This window comes from Pedobacter sp. NO84, assembly GCF_059703915.1.
This window is the reverse complement of record NZ_AP046575.1, coordinates 3498580-3516540: the sequence shown is the minus strand read 5'-3', so window position 1 is coordinate 3516540 and position 17961 is coordinate 3498580. Positions and strand designations below refer to the sequence as shown.

17 protein-coding genes are annotated in these 17961 nt (G+C 40.1%); 8 read left to right on the top strand and 9 right to left on the bottom strand.

Going from position 1 to position 17961, the window contains the following annotated elements:
- Nucleotides 1-47: 47 nt before the first annotated feature.
- The 5 genes from AC6H0V_RS15540 to AC6H0V_RS15520 form a co-directional block, all read right to left on the bottom strand.
- A complete protein-coding gene (locus AC6H0V_RS15540) occupies nt 48-548 on the bottom strand; it encodes an ankyrin repeat domain-containing protein (RefSeq protein WP_497561113.1) in 501 nt (166 codons plus the stop codon).
- A 72-nt stretch (nt 549-620) separates the two neighbouring features.
- Nucleotides 621-1373: a LytR/AlgR family response regulator transcription factor gene (locus AC6H0V_RS15535; RefSeq protein ID WP_497561112.1), complete on the bottom strand. Its 753-nt coding sequence runs from the start codon at nt 1371-1373 to the stop codon at nt 621-623.
- Nucleotides 1370-2173 (bottom strand): sensor histidine kinase, encoded by an 804-nt coding sequence (locus AC6H0V_RS15530; RefSeq protein WP_497561111.1) that lies wholly within the window; start codon nt 2171-2173, stop codon nt 1370-1372. The genes AC6H0V_RS15535 and AC6H0V_RS15530 overlap by 4 nt, the downstream gene beginning before the upstream one ends.
- Nucleotides 2174-2463: 290 nt before the next feature.
- Complete coding sequence (locus AC6H0V_RS15525) at nt 2464-3306, bottom strand: hypothetical protein (protein ID WP_497561110.1); 843 nt, start codon at nt 3304-3306, stop codon at nt 2464-2466.
- 229 nt (nt 3307-3535) lie between these two features.
- Nucleotides 3536-6019 (bottom strand): M14 family metallopeptidase, encoded by a 2484-nt coding sequence (locus tag AC6H0V_RS15520; protein WP_497561109.1) that lies wholly within the window; start codon nt 6017-6019, stop codon nt 3536-3538.
- Nucleotides 6020-6112: 93 nt separating this feature from the next.
- Here AC6H0V_RS15520 and AC6H0V_RS15515 point away from each other — a divergent pair, with 93 nt between their 5' ends.
- On the top strand, nt 6113-7414 hold the full coding sequence (locus tag AC6H0V_RS15515) for a UDP-N-acetylmuramoyl-tripeptide--D-alanyl-D-alanine ligase (protein ID WP_497561108.1): 1302 nt from the start codon (nt 6113-6115) through the stop codon (nt 7412-7414).
- A gap of 245 nt (nt 7415-7659) precedes the next feature.
- On the opposite strand, the gene AC6H0V_RS15510 is transcribed toward AC6H0V_RS15515, so the two are convergent.
- The 4 genes from AC6H0V_RS15510 to AC6H0V_RS15495 are packed head-to-tail and all read right to left on the bottom strand — an operon-like array spanning nt 7660 to nt 11914.
- The gene (locus tag AC6H0V_RS15510) at nt 7660-8853 is read right to left on the bottom strand and encodes a thioredoxin family protein (protein ID WP_497561107.1); all 1194 of its coding nucleotides are present in this window, start codon (nt 8851-8853) and stop codon (nt 7660-7662) included.
- Between the two features lie 38 nt (nt 8854-8891).
- Nucleotides 8892-9359, bottom strand: a complete 468-nt coding sequence (locus AC6H0V_RS15505; RefSeq protein ID WP_497561106.1) for a gliding motility lipoprotein GldH — start codon at nt 9357-9359, stop codon at nt 8892-8894.
- Nucleotides 9352-10764, bottom strand: coding sequence for a PSP1 domain-containing protein (locus tag AC6H0V_RS15500; RefSeq protein ID WP_497561105.1), 1413 nt, complete (start codon nt 10762-10764; stop codon nt 9352-9354). Before AC6H0V_RS15500 ends, AC6H0V_RS15505 begins: the two co-directional genes overlap by 8 nt.
- 1 nt (nt 10765) lies before the next feature.
- The gene (locus tag AC6H0V_RS15495) at nt 10766-11914 is read right to left on the bottom strand and encodes a DNA polymerase III subunit (protein ID WP_497561104.1); all 1149 of its coding nucleotides are present in this window, start codon (nt 11912-11914) and stop codon (nt 10766-10768) included.
- 328 nt (nt 11915-12242) lie between these two features.
- Here AC6H0V_RS15495 and AC6H0V_RS15490 point away from each other — a divergent pair, with 328 nt between their 5' ends.
- From AC6H0V_RS15490 to AC6H0V_RS15460, 7 genes are all read left to right on the top strand, one after another.
- Nucleotides 12243-12677, top strand: coding sequence for a MarR family winged helix-turn-helix transcriptional regulator (locus tag AC6H0V_RS15490; RefSeq protein WP_497561103.1), 435 nt, complete (start codon nt 12243-12245; stop codon nt 12675-12677).
- A 67-nt stretch (nt 12678-12744) separates the two neighbouring features.
- Nucleotides 12745-15165 (top strand): outer membrane beta-barrel protein, encoded by a 2421-nt coding sequence (locus AC6H0V_RS15485; protein ID WP_497561102.1) that lies wholly within the window; start codon nt 12745-12747, stop codon nt 15163-15165.
- Between the two features lie 202 nt (nt 15166-15367).
- Complete coding sequence (ruvX, locus tag AC6H0V_RS15480) at nt 15368-15781, top strand: Holliday junction resolvase RuvX (RefSeq protein WP_497561101.1); 414 nt, start codon at nt 15368-15370, stop codon at nt 15779-15781.
- A gap of 32 nt (nt 15782-15813) precedes the next feature.
- Nucleotides 15814-16077: an AbrB/MazE/SpoVT family DNA-binding domain-containing protein gene (locus AC6H0V_RS15475; protein ID WP_497561100.1), complete on the top strand. Its 264-nt coding sequence runs from the start codon at nt 15814-15816 to the stop codon at nt 16075-16077.
- Nucleotides 16071-16412 carry a type II toxin-antitoxin system PemK/MazF family toxin gene (locus tag AC6H0V_RS15470; protein ID WP_497561099.1) on the top strand — a complete coding sequence of 114 codons (342 nt, stop codon included), beginning with the start codon at nt 16071-16073 and terminating at the stop codon, nt 16410-16412. Before AC6H0V_RS15475 ends, AC6H0V_RS15470 begins: the two co-directional genes overlap by 7 nt.
- Nucleotides 16413-16441: 29 nt before the next feature.
- Nucleotides 16442-17080 (top strand): O-methyltransferase, encoded by a 639-nt coding sequence (locus AC6H0V_RS15465; RefSeq protein WP_497561098.1) that lies wholly within the window; start codon nt 16442-16444, stop codon nt 17078-17080.
- A gap of 75 nt (nt 17081-17155) precedes the next feature.
- On the top strand, nt 17156-17860 hold the full coding sequence (locus AC6H0V_RS15460; RefSeq protein ID WP_497561097.1) for a glucosaminidase domain-containing protein: 705 nt from the start codon (nt 17156-17158) through the stop codon (nt 17858-17860).
- The last annotated feature ends 101 nt before the right edge of the window (nt 17861-17961 follow it).

The following is a 17961-nucleotide window of genomic DNA, read 5'->3' as shown; positions in this document are numbered from 1 at the left end:
TCATTACGCTATTTTGTTTTTAAGTAGAAAGTTAACCATTCGATTTATTATTTAATCTTGAAAAAGGTTTCCTTTAACCCTTTTTCCATCAGGTAATCTTCCAGTTCTTTTGCATTTCCTTTTTTAGCATGATGGAGCAAAGTAAATCCGTGAGGCCCCTTTGCAAAGATTAGTTTGGGATATGCTTCTAAAACAGGTTTTACAAAATCTGTTTTTCCCAACATCGTTAATACAAAAAGATTAGGCCTCGCTCCCTGAGAAATTAGAAAATTAGCGATTTCTTTATCCCCCATGTGGCCTGCACCTTCAAGAGCTTCTTCATAATCGCCACTACCCCAATCATAGCTGCTATAAAGCAGATTGGGATGCTCATTAAGCATTTCTTTCACCAAGGGCAGGTTTTTATGCCCCGCGACTACAAAATCTTTGACCAATTTTATATCCAATGGCTCGGGGTCGGAGGAAGGTTGCGCAAATCCTATTTTAGGCATAATGCTCGACAAGAGTAGTCCAACAAAAGTTTTTTGTAAAAATTCGTTTCTTTTCATTGTTGCAAATATTCGTTTATATCTATTTTTAGGCAGAGCTGGTTCTACATCTTCACCTTAGTTTATTCTGTATTACCTATCCAGCCACATTTTAAACGCTGAAACCTTTTCGCGGCTTACTAATACTTCTTCGTGATGCTGGTTTTTGAGCAAAAGTTTCATGCGATTCCCAGAATAGCTTAATATGGAAGTAATAGAGTCGATGTTCACCATACAGGTACGATTAACTCTGAAAAAATATTTCGGTGACACCATCTCTTCCAATTTTTGTAATGAGTATTCCATATCATACTCCTTGCCGTTAAACGTCCTTAAAAAAGTGTAATGACCTACAATGTAGAAGCACTCAATATCATTGGTCAATATGGAAATAAAATGAAGTCCAATTTTTATCAGAAAACGTCTTTTGGGGCCTTTTGAAAAGGTCTCGTAAACCAGTTTTATCTTTTTATTGTCTGTTTTTTGTTGTCTATATAACGCCTTGTATTTGCTAATTGCCTGGGCAAGCCCCTCTTCATTAATTGGCTTCAAAAGATAATCCACACTGTTTACTTTAAAAGCCTTGAGCATATATTCATCATATGCTGTAGTAAAGATAATTGGCGTATCCACCTCTATACTTTCAAAAATCTCAAAGGAAATTCCATCACTAAGCTCAATATCCATCAATATCAGATCGGGAACTGGATTAGCCTGTAGCCAGTTAACTGATTCTTCTACTGTGCCAAGTGAATCGAGTACAATTATCTTGGGATCAATTTTTTGCAATAATTGTTGCAATTTGTTGACTGCCGGCCTTTCATTTTCAACAATCAAAATGTTCATGTTACTACAATTAGAGGTATAACAACATTGAAATCAGCCTTTGTTTCTGTTATTTCTAATTCTCTCCCGGTCCAATGTTTAACTCTTTGGCGCAGGTTTTCGAGACCGATTTTTCCTGAATGCAGCACAGTATTCTTTTGTTGAAGATTGTTTTTTACCACAACAGTATCCTTCACCAGATGTATCGTTATGTTAAGAGGCCTTTGGCTGGTTGCCAAATTATGTTTCAGCGCATTTTCAACAAGTAATTGTAGCGAGATAGGTAGTATCTTATATTTTGGCGAATCTTCAACCTCAATGCTCAGGCTTATCGTATCTTCATCCCTTATTTGCTGTAAGTAAAAATAGTCTTTTACAAAATTGATCTCTGCCATAAGATCAACAGTATCTTTCTCCTGGTTTTCCAAAACATAATGATAAATATCAGATAGTTTCTGGATAAAGCGCTCGGCCATTAAAGCATCAGTGCTTACCAACAAGGATAAAGTGTTGAGGCTATTGAACAGGAAATGCGGGTTTACCTGACTTTTTAGTGTCTCGAACTGAAATAACAGCTTTTCTTCACGTAATTTTTGTTCTCTGTTCAATGCATCACGCCACAAAAAGTAAAAATGGACCAATGCGCTTAACAACAAACAACCAAAGTACATTTTCACAAAGCCCATAAATTCTATGGCTAAAAGATATTGTAACTGAATTTTTAAATCTTTGTTATTTACTACTGCAAAAATTCCGATGACCAACAGTACCGTCAAAATAGAAAGAAAGAAAACAGAAAGGTAAAATTTAAACAATGACATAATCGTTCGTCGTATAAACTCCTTTGTAGTAAGGGGCGCCAACTGTTTAGCCTTGAGTATTTTAGTAGTGAGTCCCAAAAATATTTTCAGCTGTAGGCATAACATGATAAAACAAAGCAAAAAAATAGGGAGTAATGGTTTTTCTCCACGTAGCCAGATAAAAAGCCCTGAAAGTACTAAGCTCACAAGAATAATCTGAAGAAAATGGCCCTTTATAACCCATTGAATTGACAAGAATTTATTAGATTTCATCGATCGGACTATTGCTACTAACTAAGTTATGATGTAATTTAATCATCCGTCTTTTCAAGGGTAACTTTTTTGATGATATTGATCAATTGTTTGTTTCCTTTAAAATTGACTTCCATCACTACATCTTCGTTCATCCATGCCCCCTCCAATTGCTTATTGTTTAAATTCACCCAAATATCGCCCCAGTAATGGCTTCTGCCCTTGGCATCCATTCCTGTTGTTTTGATGTTTACAGCATTTCCAATCGCTTCAAACTGGATCAACGCGCATGGCTTGCCGTTTATAAGAGATGTGCTCGTCCAAGTGAGCGTAACATCTTTATGCACAAAGCTTCCCGATCCCCCGAGCTGTATACTGGTGTTAAATTCGCGGGCATGGTACGGGATGTTCAATTTTAAATTGTCGAAGTTCTTCCATCCATACTGTTCGAATGTATAAACGTCCCAAATCAAAGCTTTACCTTGCATACTGTCTTCTGGGAATCCCTTAAAAAAGGTATTATCTATTATGTTGGCGGTAGGTTGATAGGTGAAATTTTCCATATAATTCTGTTTTATGCCTTCGGTAAATTGGTCATCATTCGATCTCCCGTCTGCAATACTCACATTATTCCATTGTACTTTCCCGCCAGGTAATCCACGGGTATAACGGCCCTTCACCCTGGTTTTGCTAGAAAAGCTTCCGAATATCTCTTGGCTAAGGTAATCCGTAACCACATGATAGCTTACCGGCCTTTCTTCGCGTAATGTTAGGTTTACGGGCAGTTTTGCAATATTGCCATTGGTAACTTGGCTATTTGCAGATGTGTTGCCCAGCAGAAGTTCTATCGCTATTAGGACCGCGATTTTGCATACTGGTGTTAAACTAAAGGTCGGCTTCATGCGAGAAGAATTAATTGCTAGTTGCCAAAAGTCATCATAACAACTAATGCAAACAAAAAAAAAACCGCGAACGGTTGATATTTAACCCTAAACTGTGAGTAAAGCCAGGCGAATGTTTAATTAATTCCAGTCAAGCCTTTTCCAGGCAAATATAGTATAGATAAGCGTTGAGGGCGGGGCGGAGGGCGTTTTGGATTCATACCCGCCAACCCGCCAGACGCTCAGCGCTTTAGTTCACCAAAAACAGCGCATTCGTAAACAATTGCTTTCCGTTCTCCCAAAAAGACCTAAAGAGCACATCGTTGGCTAGATAAACTATAGTTCCTTTTCCCGATTGTTGTACGCCATACAATAAACCTGTGGTTAATTTCTTTTTTACCTTATCGCCAGCGATACCCGCCATGTAACTGTTTGCTTTTAGCGTGCCTACATTCCAGCCATTTTCTAGAGGTTCGTAAATCTTCTCATCGGTTTTGAGGGTGTAGTAATATTTGCCAAGGCCTATGGATAAAGGATGGCTTTGATCTAGGCTTACCTTATAAATAGCCCCAGGAATGGAGTTTTGCAGATCGTCCTTATCCTTTTCAGCGTACCTCCGTTCATTAGGTTCCTTGTCTTCTTTCTTGGGTTCTTTCTTTTTGATATCAAAAGGTCTTTTCCCAATCATTGATCCAATGGCATCTTCCATTAGGATCAGTTTTCCGCCGGCGGTAACCCATGGCGCCAATTGTTCGGCAACCTTATCTCCATAAGACCCATCTGGTAAAATAAGTACGTTCACTTTGTTGATGTCTAAATAGGCGATGCTTGCCATACTGATCATGGCTATGGGGTAATTTAATTCCTGTTCAAAGAAATGCCACACTTCTCCCACGGCAGTAGAAGAAACATCCTGTCCAGAAACAACAGCAATCTTGGGCGCGCTAAGCAATCGGTAAACAGAAGATCCAAAATCCTTGCCTTTTTCTACATAGCCGCTTGCCAAGGGATAGAATGAAATACTGTGGTTTTTGCTTACATCAGCCATTATTCTAGAAAATGCTTTATTGTTACGTTCATTCTCGGTTCTATAAATTAATAATGAGCCCGCCGGATAAACTTTTCCCGACGTGGTAAAACCTTCATCCGCTATGCGAACTTTAACTCCCATCTGCTGCAGTTCGACCAAAATTTGTGCATCCTTTATGGCTGTCCATGGCATTACCCATGCATATGGCTTAGCCATTACAGGAATGATTTCCTTTTTCTCATCTATAAAGGAATAGGTACCTGATAGGGCTTCCCTAACTGCATAGGCGTTTAATCCATAAGCATAGGGTATGGCCCAAGCCGTAATATCATAGGTATTCGAATCGGTTACCATAGTTTGGGGCTCAAAAAGCACATTGGCCATCACCGAATGGGGTTGTTGCAGGTTAACGATCAGATCATTGCGTTCGACCTTAAAATTTTCCAATTTTTGTGTCTCGTAGTTATATCCGTTTAACGTTCTATCGGCGCCAAAAGCAAAGCTGATGTTATTTCTCTTTAAGAGTTCGGCCATTTTATGTAAACGATCCGTATTTTGGGCTTTCACTATATAAGTTTTATATAATCCTGGCGGATTGCTTGCACTCTGTTCGAAATACTTCTTAAATTCTATAAGTAATCTCTCGGAGTTTGTTGCCACGGTTTCTAATGTAGCCATTGATGTGGTAAAATGATGATCGATACGATCTTTCAAAGTAAGTGTATCACCATCAGTTGTAACTACTGCCAATCCTGCCCTGATGCCCCCCTGCTCGTAGGTCATTCCGATTGCGCCGTTATACAAAGGATAGGTATCACCATAAGAAGGATACAAAAGATCAAATCTTTCTTTGGTAAAATACTGCCAGCCATTTTCATCGAAATACTTGGCATTATTTTTTCCTACAACCACCTGGAATTCCCTTTGCCAAGGCGTAATGTCTTGGTGAACAGGTTCTGCTGCAGGCGCAAAGTAATAAGGCTCGTTATAGCTCTGCTCATGAAAATCTACATGCACTTGGGGCATCCATTTATGGTAGGCAACTAATCTGCTTTGGGTTTCTATTTGTGTTTGCCAGGCCCAATCTCGATTTAGATCATAATAATAATGGTTTGGTCTCCCGCCTGGCCAGGGCTCGCTATGTTCGCGTGCCATCGGATCAGGATTGGGCACCTTCCCGCTTACCATGTTGAAGTAGTTCACATATCTTTCCCGTCCATCGGGATTTAGGCAAGGATCTATGATTACAACGGTATTTTTTAACCAAGTTTTGATATTGCTATCTTTTGCTTCGGCCAAGGTGTACAGCACTTTCATCGCCGTTTCTGTAGAATTAGCTTCGTTGCCGTGCACATTATAGCTTAACCATAAAATTGCAGGCTGTTTACTAAGTTTTGCTCCGCCTTTTTCGGCATTTGCGAGATTAAGGTTCGTGGCGCGGATCTGTTCTAACCTTTCCATATTGGACGGATCAGAGACAATGGCCATTAGGAGTTCGCGTCCTTCATAGGTTTTTCCATATACCTGAAGCTGAATGTTTTTGTTGGTTGCGGCTACTTTTTTAAAATAGTCTACTACCTTTTGGTGTGCAGTAAAACGGGTGCCCAATGGATAGCCTAAAAACTCATCAGGGGATGGGGTTTGTGCTAAACCAATTAGCGGTGCCAAACTTATAAAAAACAGAACAAACAGGTGTTTTTTCATGCAAAGGGGAATATTTATCAATATTACTAAAAAGAATAGTTGTATTTATCTTTGCATTTGTAATTTTACGCTGATATTTATCCGCTTTGCGAAATGGTTACAACCGAACAGCTCTATTCCCATTATTTAAAACATTCTGTAATTTGTACAGATACTAGGACCATCACTTCGGGCTGTTTATTTTTTGCACTAAAGGGCGAAAATTTCGATGCTAATACCTTTGCCGAACAAGCTATAGCCCAAGGCGCCGCTTTCGCCATTGTAGACAGTGAGGGGCATGCAACTAACCCGCGATGTTTAGTTGTGCCCGATGTTTTAACCTCCCTTCAGGAACTGGCAAAACATCATCGTAAACTGTTAGACATTCCGGTAATTGGTTTAACGGGGAGCAACGGGAAGACAACAACCAAAGAACTGATCAGGGCGGTTTTAGCAGAGCGATTTAAGACCTTTGCAACCAAGGGTAATCTAAACAATCATATCGGAGTGCCCATCTCTGTGTTGTCCATTCACGGCGATGTTGAAATTGCAGTGATAGAAATGGGCGCAAACCACCAGAAAGAGATTGAGTTTTTGTGTGAGATTGCACAACCAACCCACGGCATGATCACCAATATAGGGATGGCTCATCTGGATGGTTTTGGTGGGTTCGAAGGCGTTAAAAAAGGGAAAGCCGAACTGTATGCCTACCTTAAATTACACCATGGCTTGGCATTTATCAACCGTGATAACCCTTACCTCTTAGAAATGAGCCAATTAGCGGGGCTTACCAAAGTGGTTTACTATGGAACAGAAAAAGATAATGCCATTAGTGGGAAGCTACTACACAGCGATCCCTTGATCGAGTTTCAGTGGGCAGACAAGGAAGCGACTTATCAGGCTAATGCGAATCTTACTGGTACCTATAATTTTGAGAATATTTTGGCAGCAATCTGCATCGGACATTATTTTAAATTAACACCAGTTGAAATCAATAATGGCCTGGCTAATTATTTTCCAAACAATAACCGATCGCAATTAACAAAAACCGAAAATAATACGATAATCTGCGATTTCTACAATGCCAATCCAAGCAGCATGACGGCGGCTTTAAATAATCTAAAGAGTTTAAATTCGTCCAATAAAACTGCCATTATTGGTGATATGTTTGAGTTAGGCCCTGAAGCTGCCGAACAGCATCAAAACATCATTAAATTGGCGTTAGCAAATCAGATCGGTCAGGTACTATTTATAGGAAAAAACTTTTATGAATTCAAAGATCAGTTTGAAGGAGAGTTTTTTGATACTCCTGCAGCAGCCGAAGCTTATTTAAAAAGTAATCCCATAAAAAATCATCTCATCCTGCTAAAAGGAAGTAGGGGCATGGCGCTTGAACAGTTATTGCCGAGGCTTTAGGCGTTTGGCGTGGAGCGTATGGCGTTTGGCGCTGAGCGTTTGGAGCTAAGCGTTGCAGAACGCCACCTACCAGGCTCACAAAATGGCTTACTTAGCATAACTATTGTACCTGTCTAGAAACCTAATAATTCTATCGTTTAACGTCAAACCGTATCGAAATGTCCGCTTAGTGCCGGGCGCCAAACGCCTATCGAAAACCTCTGGGCACTTTGTACGCCCAACACCAGACGCCAAACGCTGTTCGCCTACTGTTGCTTCATCTTATCAAGCGCGGCTTGCAGATCATCTTTTACGCTTTGCGGAGTGCCTGCACTTGCGATCATCGCTTTGGCTACGGTTTCAAACTTGGTAAAATCTTTCGCTTTGATATAGATAATGGCTTTCACGAACTCTTTCATGTAGGCCTTTGATGCGTCTGGAAATTGAACCGCATCAAACTTTTTTAATATTCCATCAAGCTTACCTTTTTCGAAGAGAAAAGGTCCCATATTCATCAAGGCATTGCCTAGCTGATCTACATTTACTTTTGCGGGGGTATTAGTGATGATCAATTCCAGATCCGCAATTCCCTCATCTATTTTTTCGTTATCGAACGCATATTGTGCCTTAAAATATTGGTATACGAAAAATGATTTGTCGCCCGGAATATATTTATCCAGAATAGCTTTTAGGGCAACAAAATCAAGAGCGCTCTGATCTGTTTGAACATGATCAGAAATTGCGTAATCGATGGTTAAACCTATCAGACGTTCCTGAAAATCAGCAGCCGTATATTTGCCCGATGCGGTAATTTTAGCTTCATTCTTGGCAAAATACCCTAGAGCAGTTTCATTTGGCAACACATCAATAGATTCCATGATCAAGCCTATCAGATCTCCATTGGCAAGGATATCTGTTTGTTTGGCCAGGTAATCCGCTCCAAGTTGCTCCAAATCTTCATCTTCGAAATTTTTTGCCATTGCGGCGAATTTTGAAAATTGGGCATTGCTTAGCTGTATCGCATTCTTTTTTAAGGTGTAATATTGAGAGGCCGGATCTTTAGCGTCCTTTCCTAGATCAACAAATTCAGCAGCTTCTAGGAAGCCAACGCCTTTGTGGAGCATTACCCCATCTGAATTAATAAACATTAAGTTTGGATATGCTTCTACAAGGTATTTTTCGGCCAATGTTTTTCCTTCGCCCTGCTCCATGTCGTACTTAACATTGATAAAATTGGCATTAAAAAAATCGGCAACCGCCTGATCTTTATAGGTCTCTGCGTCCATCTTTTTACATGGGCCGCACCAAGTGGCGAATCCATCTAGGAAAATCAATTTATTTTCTTGTTTAGCTTTTGCTAAAACGGTTGCCCAAACGGGGTTTTCCAAAAATTTGATCTCTGCGGCAAAAGCTGAAGTTGCGATTACCAAAAGGCATACTGCCAAAATTAGTTTCTTCATTTGGTTTAAATTATGCGTTACGCGTGTGGCATTGAGCGTTATTCTGTTTGTGCCACTGTAATTCCCGCATCACTAATTCCAACAAGTGGGTTATCTCTCATATTCTGCTCAATTTCTATTTCATACTTTCCGGCTTTTGGGAAGTGATAATCTGTTAATAAGGAGAAATTATAGGTATAAATATCACCGGATCCTTTGCCTAGCCACTCCCCATCCTGTCTGGCCAACTTAAACTGGTATCTTGTATGTTTATCTAAGCCCTCTCCTTTTAGGTGCATCAAAATATAGAGATTAGCATAACGATAAGAGGTGGTATGACGTAGCTTAAAACGAACTATATAAGATTTATTGCAGTCTTTAATCTCCACATTGGCCTTTATGCTTTTGGCATATACCCAGTTGTTTTCGGCGATTGCTACGTTGGTATCTACTAGATAACTATCCGTACATCCATTTAAGACAAAAACGAGTACAAACATGGGCAATATAAACCTCAATTTATTCATTGCTTGGCTTTTCAGATGATTGGTCTGTAGGTCTATTTTTATTTCGGTTCTTATTTCTATTTTTATTACGGTTGCCTTGTTTATTTGGATTAGGACCATTTTGTGCTAGAGGAGCGGCACCTTCTATTGGTGGTCGCTGACCTTGATTTTGAGGCCTAGGCTGCTGGTTTGATTTATTTGGCTGCACCGGTTTAGCCGCCTGCGGTGCCCTTTGCGGTTGTGCTCCTTTTGGGGCCTGTGTACGGTTCCGATCGTTACGGTTAGACAGGTTTCGGTTCTTCTGGTTGGCGTTTCGGTTTTTATTCCGGTCGTCTAATCGCGTTAAACTATCCTGGCCAACCACATTTTCATAATCATGTACTTTCTCAACAATTACTGTGCTTTTCAGTTCAACAGCTTCATCTTTTAGGTTTACCGGTTTCTCTCCCTTTTTGTTCATCGCCATAATTTCCTTAACGCGATCTACTTTTAACGGGATCCAATCTTCCTGATTGGCATAGCTAAACCACATCAATTTTTTGAAAATATCAGTTTTCTGATGGCGGGCAACGCCAACTTCGGTCTGCAAAGATTCAATACGATCGGGAATATCCTTCAACGCATCCAGATAGGTATCCAGTTCATAATTTAAGCAGCACTTAAGTTTGCCGCATTGTCCGGCAAGTTTTAAGGTATTTAAAGAAAGGTTTTGATATCTGGCTGCCGCCGTAGAAACGGTCTTAAAATTGGTGAGCCACGTAGAACAGCATAATTCTCGTCCACAAGAGCCAATTCCACCTAAGCGACCTGCTTCTTGGCGCATACCGATCTGGCGCATTTCGATTCTGATGCGAAAGGTTTCGGCCATTTTTTTGATCAGTTCCCTAAAATCAACGCGACCTTCTGCTGTATAAAAAAAGGTGGCTTTTGTTTTATCGCCCTGATAATCTACATCACTGATCTTCATCGATAAGCGAAGATCCAGCGCTAAAGTACGAGCCTTGTGCATGGTTTCCCATTCCATGTCCTTCGCTAATTTCCATTTATCCACGTCAGCTTCTGTAGCCTTGCGGTAAATTTTACGCGTAACCTGATCTAAGGGGGTTTTGCGACGCTTCATTTGCATACGCACCAGTTCTCCGGTTAAAGAGACGTGCCCGATATCATACCCACCTGTGGCGCCCTCTACGGCGATGAGCTCCCCTATCTCGAGATAAATATTATCGTTATTTAAAAAGAATTCTTTTCTGGCACCCTTAAATTTTACTTCAATAACCTGAAAAGGTTTATAATTAGCAGGCATATCCAAATTTGATAGCCAGTCGTGTACTTCCATTTTCTGGCATCCACCCGTAAGGCATGAGCCATTACTTTTGCAGCCTGAGGGGGCGCAACCGCCACCTGTAGAACAACTTCCACATCCCATATTAATTGTATATATGTTGAGTCCCTTCCGGGAGCGTTTTAAACTTAATTATTTTAACTAATTGTAAAGATACATCTAAAAACAGAATTTTCGGATTCGCATTACGTTCGATATGGTAATGAGCCTGTTCAAGCTCGTTGATCAGGGCCTCAACCATCGCTAAATTTAATACATTGGTTGTTAATTTAACCGCTACCTCCAAATTTTGATGGGGCAGTTTCACGAGGTCCTCAGCACCGCTTAGCAATAAGCTGCATTCTCTTAAAAAGTTGATCCCGTATTTCAAAAAATTTTTTTGGTTTTCTCTTCCCCAACTGGCTGCGGTATCGGTAAAGGCAATCATTGCGGGCACCTTGTTTCCAAAACCCATTCTTAACCATTCTGTAAAATAACTCGCATTATTATTGGTCGTATCATTCAATAGGGCTTTCGCCTCAATCAGATTTCCATCGGCTAAAAAAGCATATTCTTCGGCCTGATGCGACGGCAATTGTGCTTTTTCTATCAAATACCCTTCTATTGCTGAGGCAGGAAGTTTCGGAACTTTTACAATTTGTGTACGCGATAAGATAGTAGATAAGATCTGCTCCTGGTTTTGGGCTACTAAAATAAACAAGGTGTTTTCTGGTGGTTCCTCAATTATTTTTAAAAGCGCATTTCCCTCCCGATCCAAAAATTCGGGCAACCACATAATCAGTACCTTGGTTTCTGCCTCAAACGCTTTATAACTTAGTTTCTTAATGATATCATGACATTCGGCAATATTAATATTTGCTTGCTTATTCTCGGCATTCAATTTAGAGCGCCAAATGTCCAAGTTAAAATAAGGATCAGCAAGCAGCATGTTGCGCCATTCTTCAAGTACATCCGTGGCAATTTTAACATCTTTCGATGCAAAAAAAGGATAAGAGAAATGAAGATCGGGATGAATGTACTTTTCGTATTTTCGGCAGGATGAACATGATCCACAACTATCAGAATCAACCCGGTTCAAGCAATTTATGTACTGTGCATAGGCTATAGCCAATGGCAATGCTCCACTCCCTTCGGCCGACAAGAACAATTGGGCATGGCTTACCCTATTCTCTACAACGGTTTGAACGAGCTGTTGCTTCACTACTTCTTGACCAATTATTTCTTTAAACTGCATTGGTGCAAAATAATAATAAGATTTGAGATTTGAGACGGGAGATTTGAGATTGTAAGACGCAGAGCGGTTGGCGTTAAGCGGGCAGGGTTGAGATAGCATGACGCCCTAAGTTAACCGCAGAGAAAAGAAGAACGCAAAGTTGGCAGAACACCTTTGCGCACTTAGCATCCTTCGCGGTTCAATTTGTTGCCGCAGATGCGCAGATTTCTTGTGTTAAACCTATGCGCCCAAAACGCCAAGCACCAACCGCTTATCGCTATGGCCATTGTAAAATATTTGTTGATATATCAATTATTGCTATCGCATTTATATGTTTGTAAAACTTATTATGGAAAAACTTAATGACACCTTACTTTACACTTTAGATAAGTGCTTTAGGACATACAACCAATTTGCGCAGCGAAACGTCCGCAAAGCAGGGTATGAGATTACAATTGATCAATGGTTGATCTTAAAAAGTGTGGGCGAAAACCCAAACATCACTCAAAACGACATCAGTAAGATTGTTTTTAAGGATACGGCCTCTATTACACGGATTATCCAGTTATTGGTTGGTGCTGGTTATTTGGTGAGGGAGGTTCACCCGACAGATAGACGGAGAATGAATTTAACGTTAACCGAAAGCGGAAAGAAAATAACCGTTGATGTGAACGAAATTGCCATTAAAAATAGAGCTGCTGCATTAAAAACGCTTAATGAAGCCCAGATCAACGAAATGAAAAACTTGCTATTGCAGATTATAGACAATTGCAATAACAGATAAATCCCCCCAACAGGGTGAGTGCCTATTTTTATAGTTCCCGTATTATTGCCACACATACACATATCCAATGAAACCTTTTTTTACACTTTTACTCTTAATATGCTGCTTTTACAGCAGTACCCTTGCTCAAAACGTGGGTTTAGATTTTAGCATTGTTGTTTTAGACGAACAACAAAAACCCATAGAAAACGCCACAGTAGAATTGCGCAAAGCTGATAATAAATTGCTGGTGAAAGCGGCAATTACAAATCAGAAGGGCATTGCAGAATTTAGGATCGCTAGTGAAGGTAACTATCAATTTACGGTTATTTCTATTGGTTACGCTACGAAAATTTCTGGTGCTATTAAGATTCCTGCCGCTGATAACATGCTTAAGATCACGTTGAGCGCCAGCGCACGAAACTTACAGGAGGTGGCAATTACGGCCCGTAGGCCCTTTGTACAACGTGCGCAAGGTAAAACCATTATTAATGTTGATGCATCAGTTACCAATGCCGGAACTACAGTGTTGGAAGTGCTTGAAAAATCGCCCGGTGTAATGGTTGATAAAAATGGAGGACTTAGTTTGCAGGGAAAGCCAAGCGTTTTGGTAATGATTGATGATAAACCCACCTACCTCTCAGGAACCGAACTAACGAATCTTTTAAGCAGTATGAATTCTTCGCAGGTTAATACCATAGAACTGATTACAAGTCCATCAGCTAAATATGACGCTAGTGGAAACGCAGGTATCATTAACATCAAAACCAAAAAAAATAGGCAGGAAGGTTTTAATGGAACGTTAATGGCAAATGTTGGTCAGGGAAAATATTTAAAAAACAACAATTCGTTAACCTTAAACTTTAGAAAAGGCATGTTTAACACTTTCCTTAACTATGGTTTTAACTATAACAAGAGCTTCACTTCCATCTACGCGTACCGGCAATATTTTAATACGCAGGGCGATGTGATCTCGGCCCTCGACCAGCCTTCTTATTTAGGAAACCGGGGGAAGAATAATAACCTAAAAACAGGGGTCGATTTTTATGCTTCACAAAAAACAACCTTTGGACTAACCCTTTCGGGAAGCGTAGTTTCACGCAAGGGAAGTGGAGATGCGGTTGCCACTTGGCTAAGTGCTCAAAAGGTAGTCGACTCGGCAATTACTACCTATAGCGGGAGCGATTTTAAACTAAGAAATGGAGCGGTAAATGTGTATGGTAGGCATAATATCAGCAAAACACAGGATATAGGTTTCGATGTGGATTACTTAAGGTACGGCATTGATAATGACCAGGCTTTTGAAAATATTCGTACTGGAGTAGTTTCCTACAACCAAGGTTCTAGAGGAGATATTCCTTCTAAACTTAGCATATTTGCTGCAAAGGCCGATTATACTTTGCAATTGGGAAAGAATGCAAAGTTTGAAGCAGGGGCAAAATCATCAACTATCAACACTGATAATACCGCAGACTATCAACTATTTAATGGTACAAGCTGGACGGCAGATCTCAAAAAAAGCAATCACTTTTTGTACGAAGAAAATATCAACTCGCTGTATAGCAGCTTGGAACATAAAGTTGGAAGATTAAGCTATCAGATTGGGGTTAGATACGAAAACACCACCTATACCGGCAATCAATTGGGCAATGCCATCCAAGCAGGAAGCGAATTTTCTAAAGATTACGATGATTTCTTCCCCTCTGGATATTTAACCTATCAGGCTGATTCATCGAACTCGTTTTCTTTCACTACAGGTCGAAGAATAGATCGGCCCGCCTATCAAAAATTAAATCCTTTTGTATTTATCATTAACAAATACACGTATCAAAAGGGAAATCCTTTCTTTTTACCGCAGTACACCTGGAACTTCGAATTAAGCCATTCTTTTAAAGAGGTGTTAACCACGGCCGTATCTTACAGCAGCATTAAAAACTATTTTTCCCAGTTATTCCTTTCCGAGGGTAACGATATCCTGATCTATACCGAGGGTAACGTAGGCATGATGCACAACTTAGGCTTTTCGGTCTCAACACAGGTTTCACCATTTAAATGGTGGTCGTTAACTGCACAAAGCAATTTTAACTATAAAAAATTAAGTGGTTATCAAAATGTTACTTATAAATCGTCGGTAAAGCAGGTACATACCAGTATGAACAACCAGTTTAAATTGAGCAAGACTGTAAATGGCGAGATTTCTGGATTTTATACCACACGCAACCGAAACGATCTGCAAGAACTATTATCGCCCACTGGTCAATTGTCTGCAGGCTTATCAAAAACCATCCTAAAGGGCAAAGGCACGTTGAGGTTAACCGCTAGAGATATTTTCTATACCCAATCTATGGAAGGGATGACAGATTTCCCGGGCGCCAATGAGTATTTCATTTTATGGAGAGACAGTCAAGTAATTAATGCTGGCTTTAGTTATAGATTCGGCAAGCCGCTTAAAGCCGCTAAACGGAGTACGGGTGGTGCGGGTGATGAGATCAATAGAGCGGGATCTTAAGCTGGGAGTTGGGGATAGTTGGGAGTTGGATTACAGTTAGCAATTTTCAGTTAACACATTGACTCCTTACCAATTTTGGTTAACTTGTTGGCTATATTTATTCCGACTCTCCGACTCTCCGACTCTCCGACTCTCCGACTCTCCGACTCTCCGACTCTCGGACTCTAAACTCCCAACCCCAAACTTTTCTTACCTTTATCCCATGGCACGTATCCTTGCTTTTGATTATGGCACTAAGCGTCTCGGCATTGCCGTAACAGACCCCTTACAGCTAATCGCCACGGGTTTAGGCACTATTCATCCTAAAGATGTGATCGATTATCTAAAAAAATACATGTTGACCGAATCGGTTGAAGCCTTTGTAATTGGCGATCCCAAACAAATGGATGGCTCTGACTCAGAGTCGAAACAACATGTTAAAGGATTCTCAACGCTATTAAAAAAGAATTTTCCTTCTATTCCACAACATTGGATTGACGAAAGGTTTACCTCTAAATTGGCCCAACAGACCATTATGCAAAGCGGATTGAAGAAAAGCGATCGACGAGATAAGGAAAGGGTAGACACGATTGCAGCTACAATCATATTGCAATATTTTATGGAAAGTAGGCCATAATTTGTATATTTGTAATTACATTATAATTACTTATGCAGGTTAAATTAATCCATATTGGCAATTCTATGGGATTGCGACTACCCAAAAGCTTGATTAAACAATTTAGTTTGGATAAAGGTGAAATAGAAATCGTAATTGAAAAAGACGGGATTAAAATAAAGCCATCTGCCAATACCCCTCCTTTAGAAACTTGGGATTTGCTTTTCAAACAAGCTATCGCGAAAGGCGAGCAGCCCGAAGACGATGTCTTTAACGGAATGAAAAATCAAAGTGATGAAAAGGAATGGGAATGGTAGTTAAACAATTTGAGGTTTGGCTTATCGAATTAGATCCAACTAAAGGCAGCGAAATAAAAAAAACCAGGCCTTGCTTGGTTATTTCACCCGGTGTGGCGAACAAGCACCTGAATACGGTTTCAATTGTTCCGATGACGAGTAGTTTTAGGTCTTATCCTACTCGTGTCAATTGTATTTTTAATGAGAAAGAGGGTCAATTAATGATTGAGCAAATGAGGGGCGTTGATAAAATCAGGTTGAAAAAGAAATTAGGCATCTTGGATCCAGCATATTGTAAATCTGTATGTGATCTTTTAGTTGAAACCTATAAATGGAGAGGTGCTGAAACGATATAATTGCAATATTTTATGGAACAACATCGTTTATGAACAGAATGATCAGCGAAGAACTACAAGAACTCCTGCTTAACTATTGCGGTCCAGAAGACGACTTGCTTCAGCATATCAATCGGGAAACACACCTAAAAGTATTGATGCCTCGGATGCTGAGCGGCCATTACCAAGGGAGGGTGTTGAGCATGCTCAGCAAAATGAACAATCCAAAACGAATTCTAGAAATTGGAACTTTTACAGGCTATGCTACATTATGCTTAGCCGAAGGATTAACCGATGATGGACTAATCTACACACTGGACATTAATGCCGAACTGGAGGATATGGTGCGAAGTAATTTTGCTAAATCTCCGCTAAATACCAAAATCAACTACCTTATCGGCGATGCCCAACAAAGCTTAAAAAACATAAATGAAGTATGGGATCTAGTTTTTATAGACGCGGATAAAAAAAATAACCGCACCTATTACGAGATGGTTTTTGAACAGGTAAGGCCAGGTGGAATAATCATTGTTGATAATGTACTCTGGAGTGGAAAAGTCTTAAGCAATGCGCAGGATAAAGACACAAAAAACATTAGTACCTTTAATGATCATGTTGCTGCCGACAAGCGTGTAGAAAAATTAATTCTCCCGGTGAGAGATGGATTGTTGGTGATAAGGAAAAAGTGATCAAGTGTCATTGCGAGATATGAAGCAATCTGCACAGCGCGCGGGCTACCTCGCAATGACAACAAATAAAAAGCAATGAAAAAAATAATTACCGTTTTAATTTTGTGCATATCTGGCCTATCGGTTAAAGCTCAATCAACAGAAGATTATATTGCTGCACATGTTGTACACGCCCAAGAATTGATGCGTATTAACCAACTTCCGGCCAGTGTAATTTTGGCTGTAGCCATTCATGAATCAGCGGCCGGAAAAAGTAAAATTGCCCGATACCTTAACAACCATTTCGGGGTAAAGGGAAGCAATACCAATACCGAAATCCGTTCTGCTTACCGAGATTATCCAAGCGTTGATTCTTCTTACAACCATTTCGTTTCATTTTTGCACAGCCGAAGTTATTTTAACGTGCTTTTTAGCAAATACAACCAATATGATTTTAAAAATTGGGCACTTGGCATTCAACGTGGAGGTTACGCCCACAGTAGAACCTGGGCATCGCAAGTGATTGCCCTGATCAATAAATATGAGCTTTTTAAGTATGACGAAAGACCAAACGATTACATTTCGACCGTACTGCCAAGTGCAGAAGTGGTGAATATCCAGCCCATAAAGACTACACGAAAACCAAGTACAAACACGCTAAAAAGTAGCTTTTATAGCGTAAAAAAAGGGGATAACCTCAACCAAATTGCGTTAAGAAATAAAACTACCGCGGCCATATTAATGCGTAAAAACAACCTTAAATCGGCTATACTGCAACCCGGGCAGAAGATTAGGTTGTAACGCTTTGACAAGCTATATGCATCATGCCGAAGCTTTGTCAAAGGTAGTAGGAGTTGAGAGTAGGATATTTGGAGGGCCCTAACAATTGAATCACAAAGTGA

Coding starts and splice junctions, on each gene's coding strand:
- AC6H0V_RS15525 (WP_497561110.1), bottom strand. CDS start 3,306: ATGAAGCCGACCTTTAGTTTAACACCAGTATGCAAAATCGCGGTCCTA.
- ruvX (WP_497561101.1), top strand. CDS start 15,368: ATGGCACGTATCCTTGCTTTTGATTATGGCACTAAGCGTCTCGGCATT.
- AC6H0V_RS15505 (WP_497561106.1), bottom strand. CDS start 9,359: ATGAATAAATTGAGGTTTATATTGCCCATGTTTGTACTCGTTTTTGTC.
- AC6H0V_RS15485 (WP_497561102.1), top strand. CDS start 12,745: ATGAAACCTTTTTTTACACTTTTACTCTTAATATGCTGCTTTTACAGC.
- AC6H0V_RS15460 (WP_497561097.1), top strand. CDS start 17,156: ATGAAAAAAATAATTACCGTTTTAATTTTGTGCATATCTGGCCTATCG.
- AC6H0V_RS15520 (WP_497561109.1), bottom strand. CDS start 6,019: ATGAAAAAACACCTGTTTGTTCTGTTTTTTATAAGTTTGGCACCGCTA.
- AC6H0V_RS15470 (WP_497561099.1), top strand. CDS start 16,071: ATGGTAGTTAAACAATTTGAGGTTTGGCTTATCGAATTAGATCCAACT.
- AC6H0V_RS15465 (WP_497561098.1), top strand. CDS start 16,442: ATGAACAGAATGATCAGCGAAGAACTACAAGAACTCCTGCTTAACTAT.
- AC6H0V_RS15500 (WP_497561105.1), bottom strand. CDS start 10,764: ATGGGATGTGGAAGTTGTTCTACAGGTGGCGGTTGCGCCCCCTCAGGC.
- AC6H0V_RS15530 (WP_497561111.1), bottom strand. CDS start 2,173: ATGTCATTGTTTAAATTTTACCTTTCTGTTTTCTTTCTTTCTATTTTG.
- AC6H0V_RS15510 (WP_497561107.1), bottom strand. CDS start 8,853: ATGAAGAAACTAATTTTGGCAGTATGCCTTTTGGTAATCGCAACTTCA.
- AC6H0V_RS15540 (WP_497561113.1), bottom strand. CDS start 548: ATGAAAAGAAACGAATTTTTACAAAAAACTTTTGTTGGACTACTCTTG.
- AC6H0V_RS15475 (WP_497561100.1), top strand. CDS start 15,814: ATGCAGGTTAAATTAATCCATATTGGCAATTCTATGGGATTGCGACTA.
- AC6H0V_RS15495 (WP_497561104.1), bottom strand. CDS start 11,914: ATGCAGTTTAAAGAAATAATTGGTCAAGAAGTAGTGAAGCAACAGCTC.
- AC6H0V_RS15515 (WP_497561108.1), top strand. CDS start 6,113: ATGGTTACAACCGAACAGCTCTATTCCCATTATTTAAAACATTCTGTA.
- AC6H0V_RS15535 (WP_497561112.1), bottom strand. CDS start 1,373: ATGAACATTTTGATTGTTGAAAATGAAAGGCCGGCAGTCAACAAATTG.
- AC6H0V_RS15490 (WP_497561103.1), top strand. CDS start 12,243: ATGGAAAAACTTAATGACACCTTACTTTACACTTTAGATAAGTGCTTT.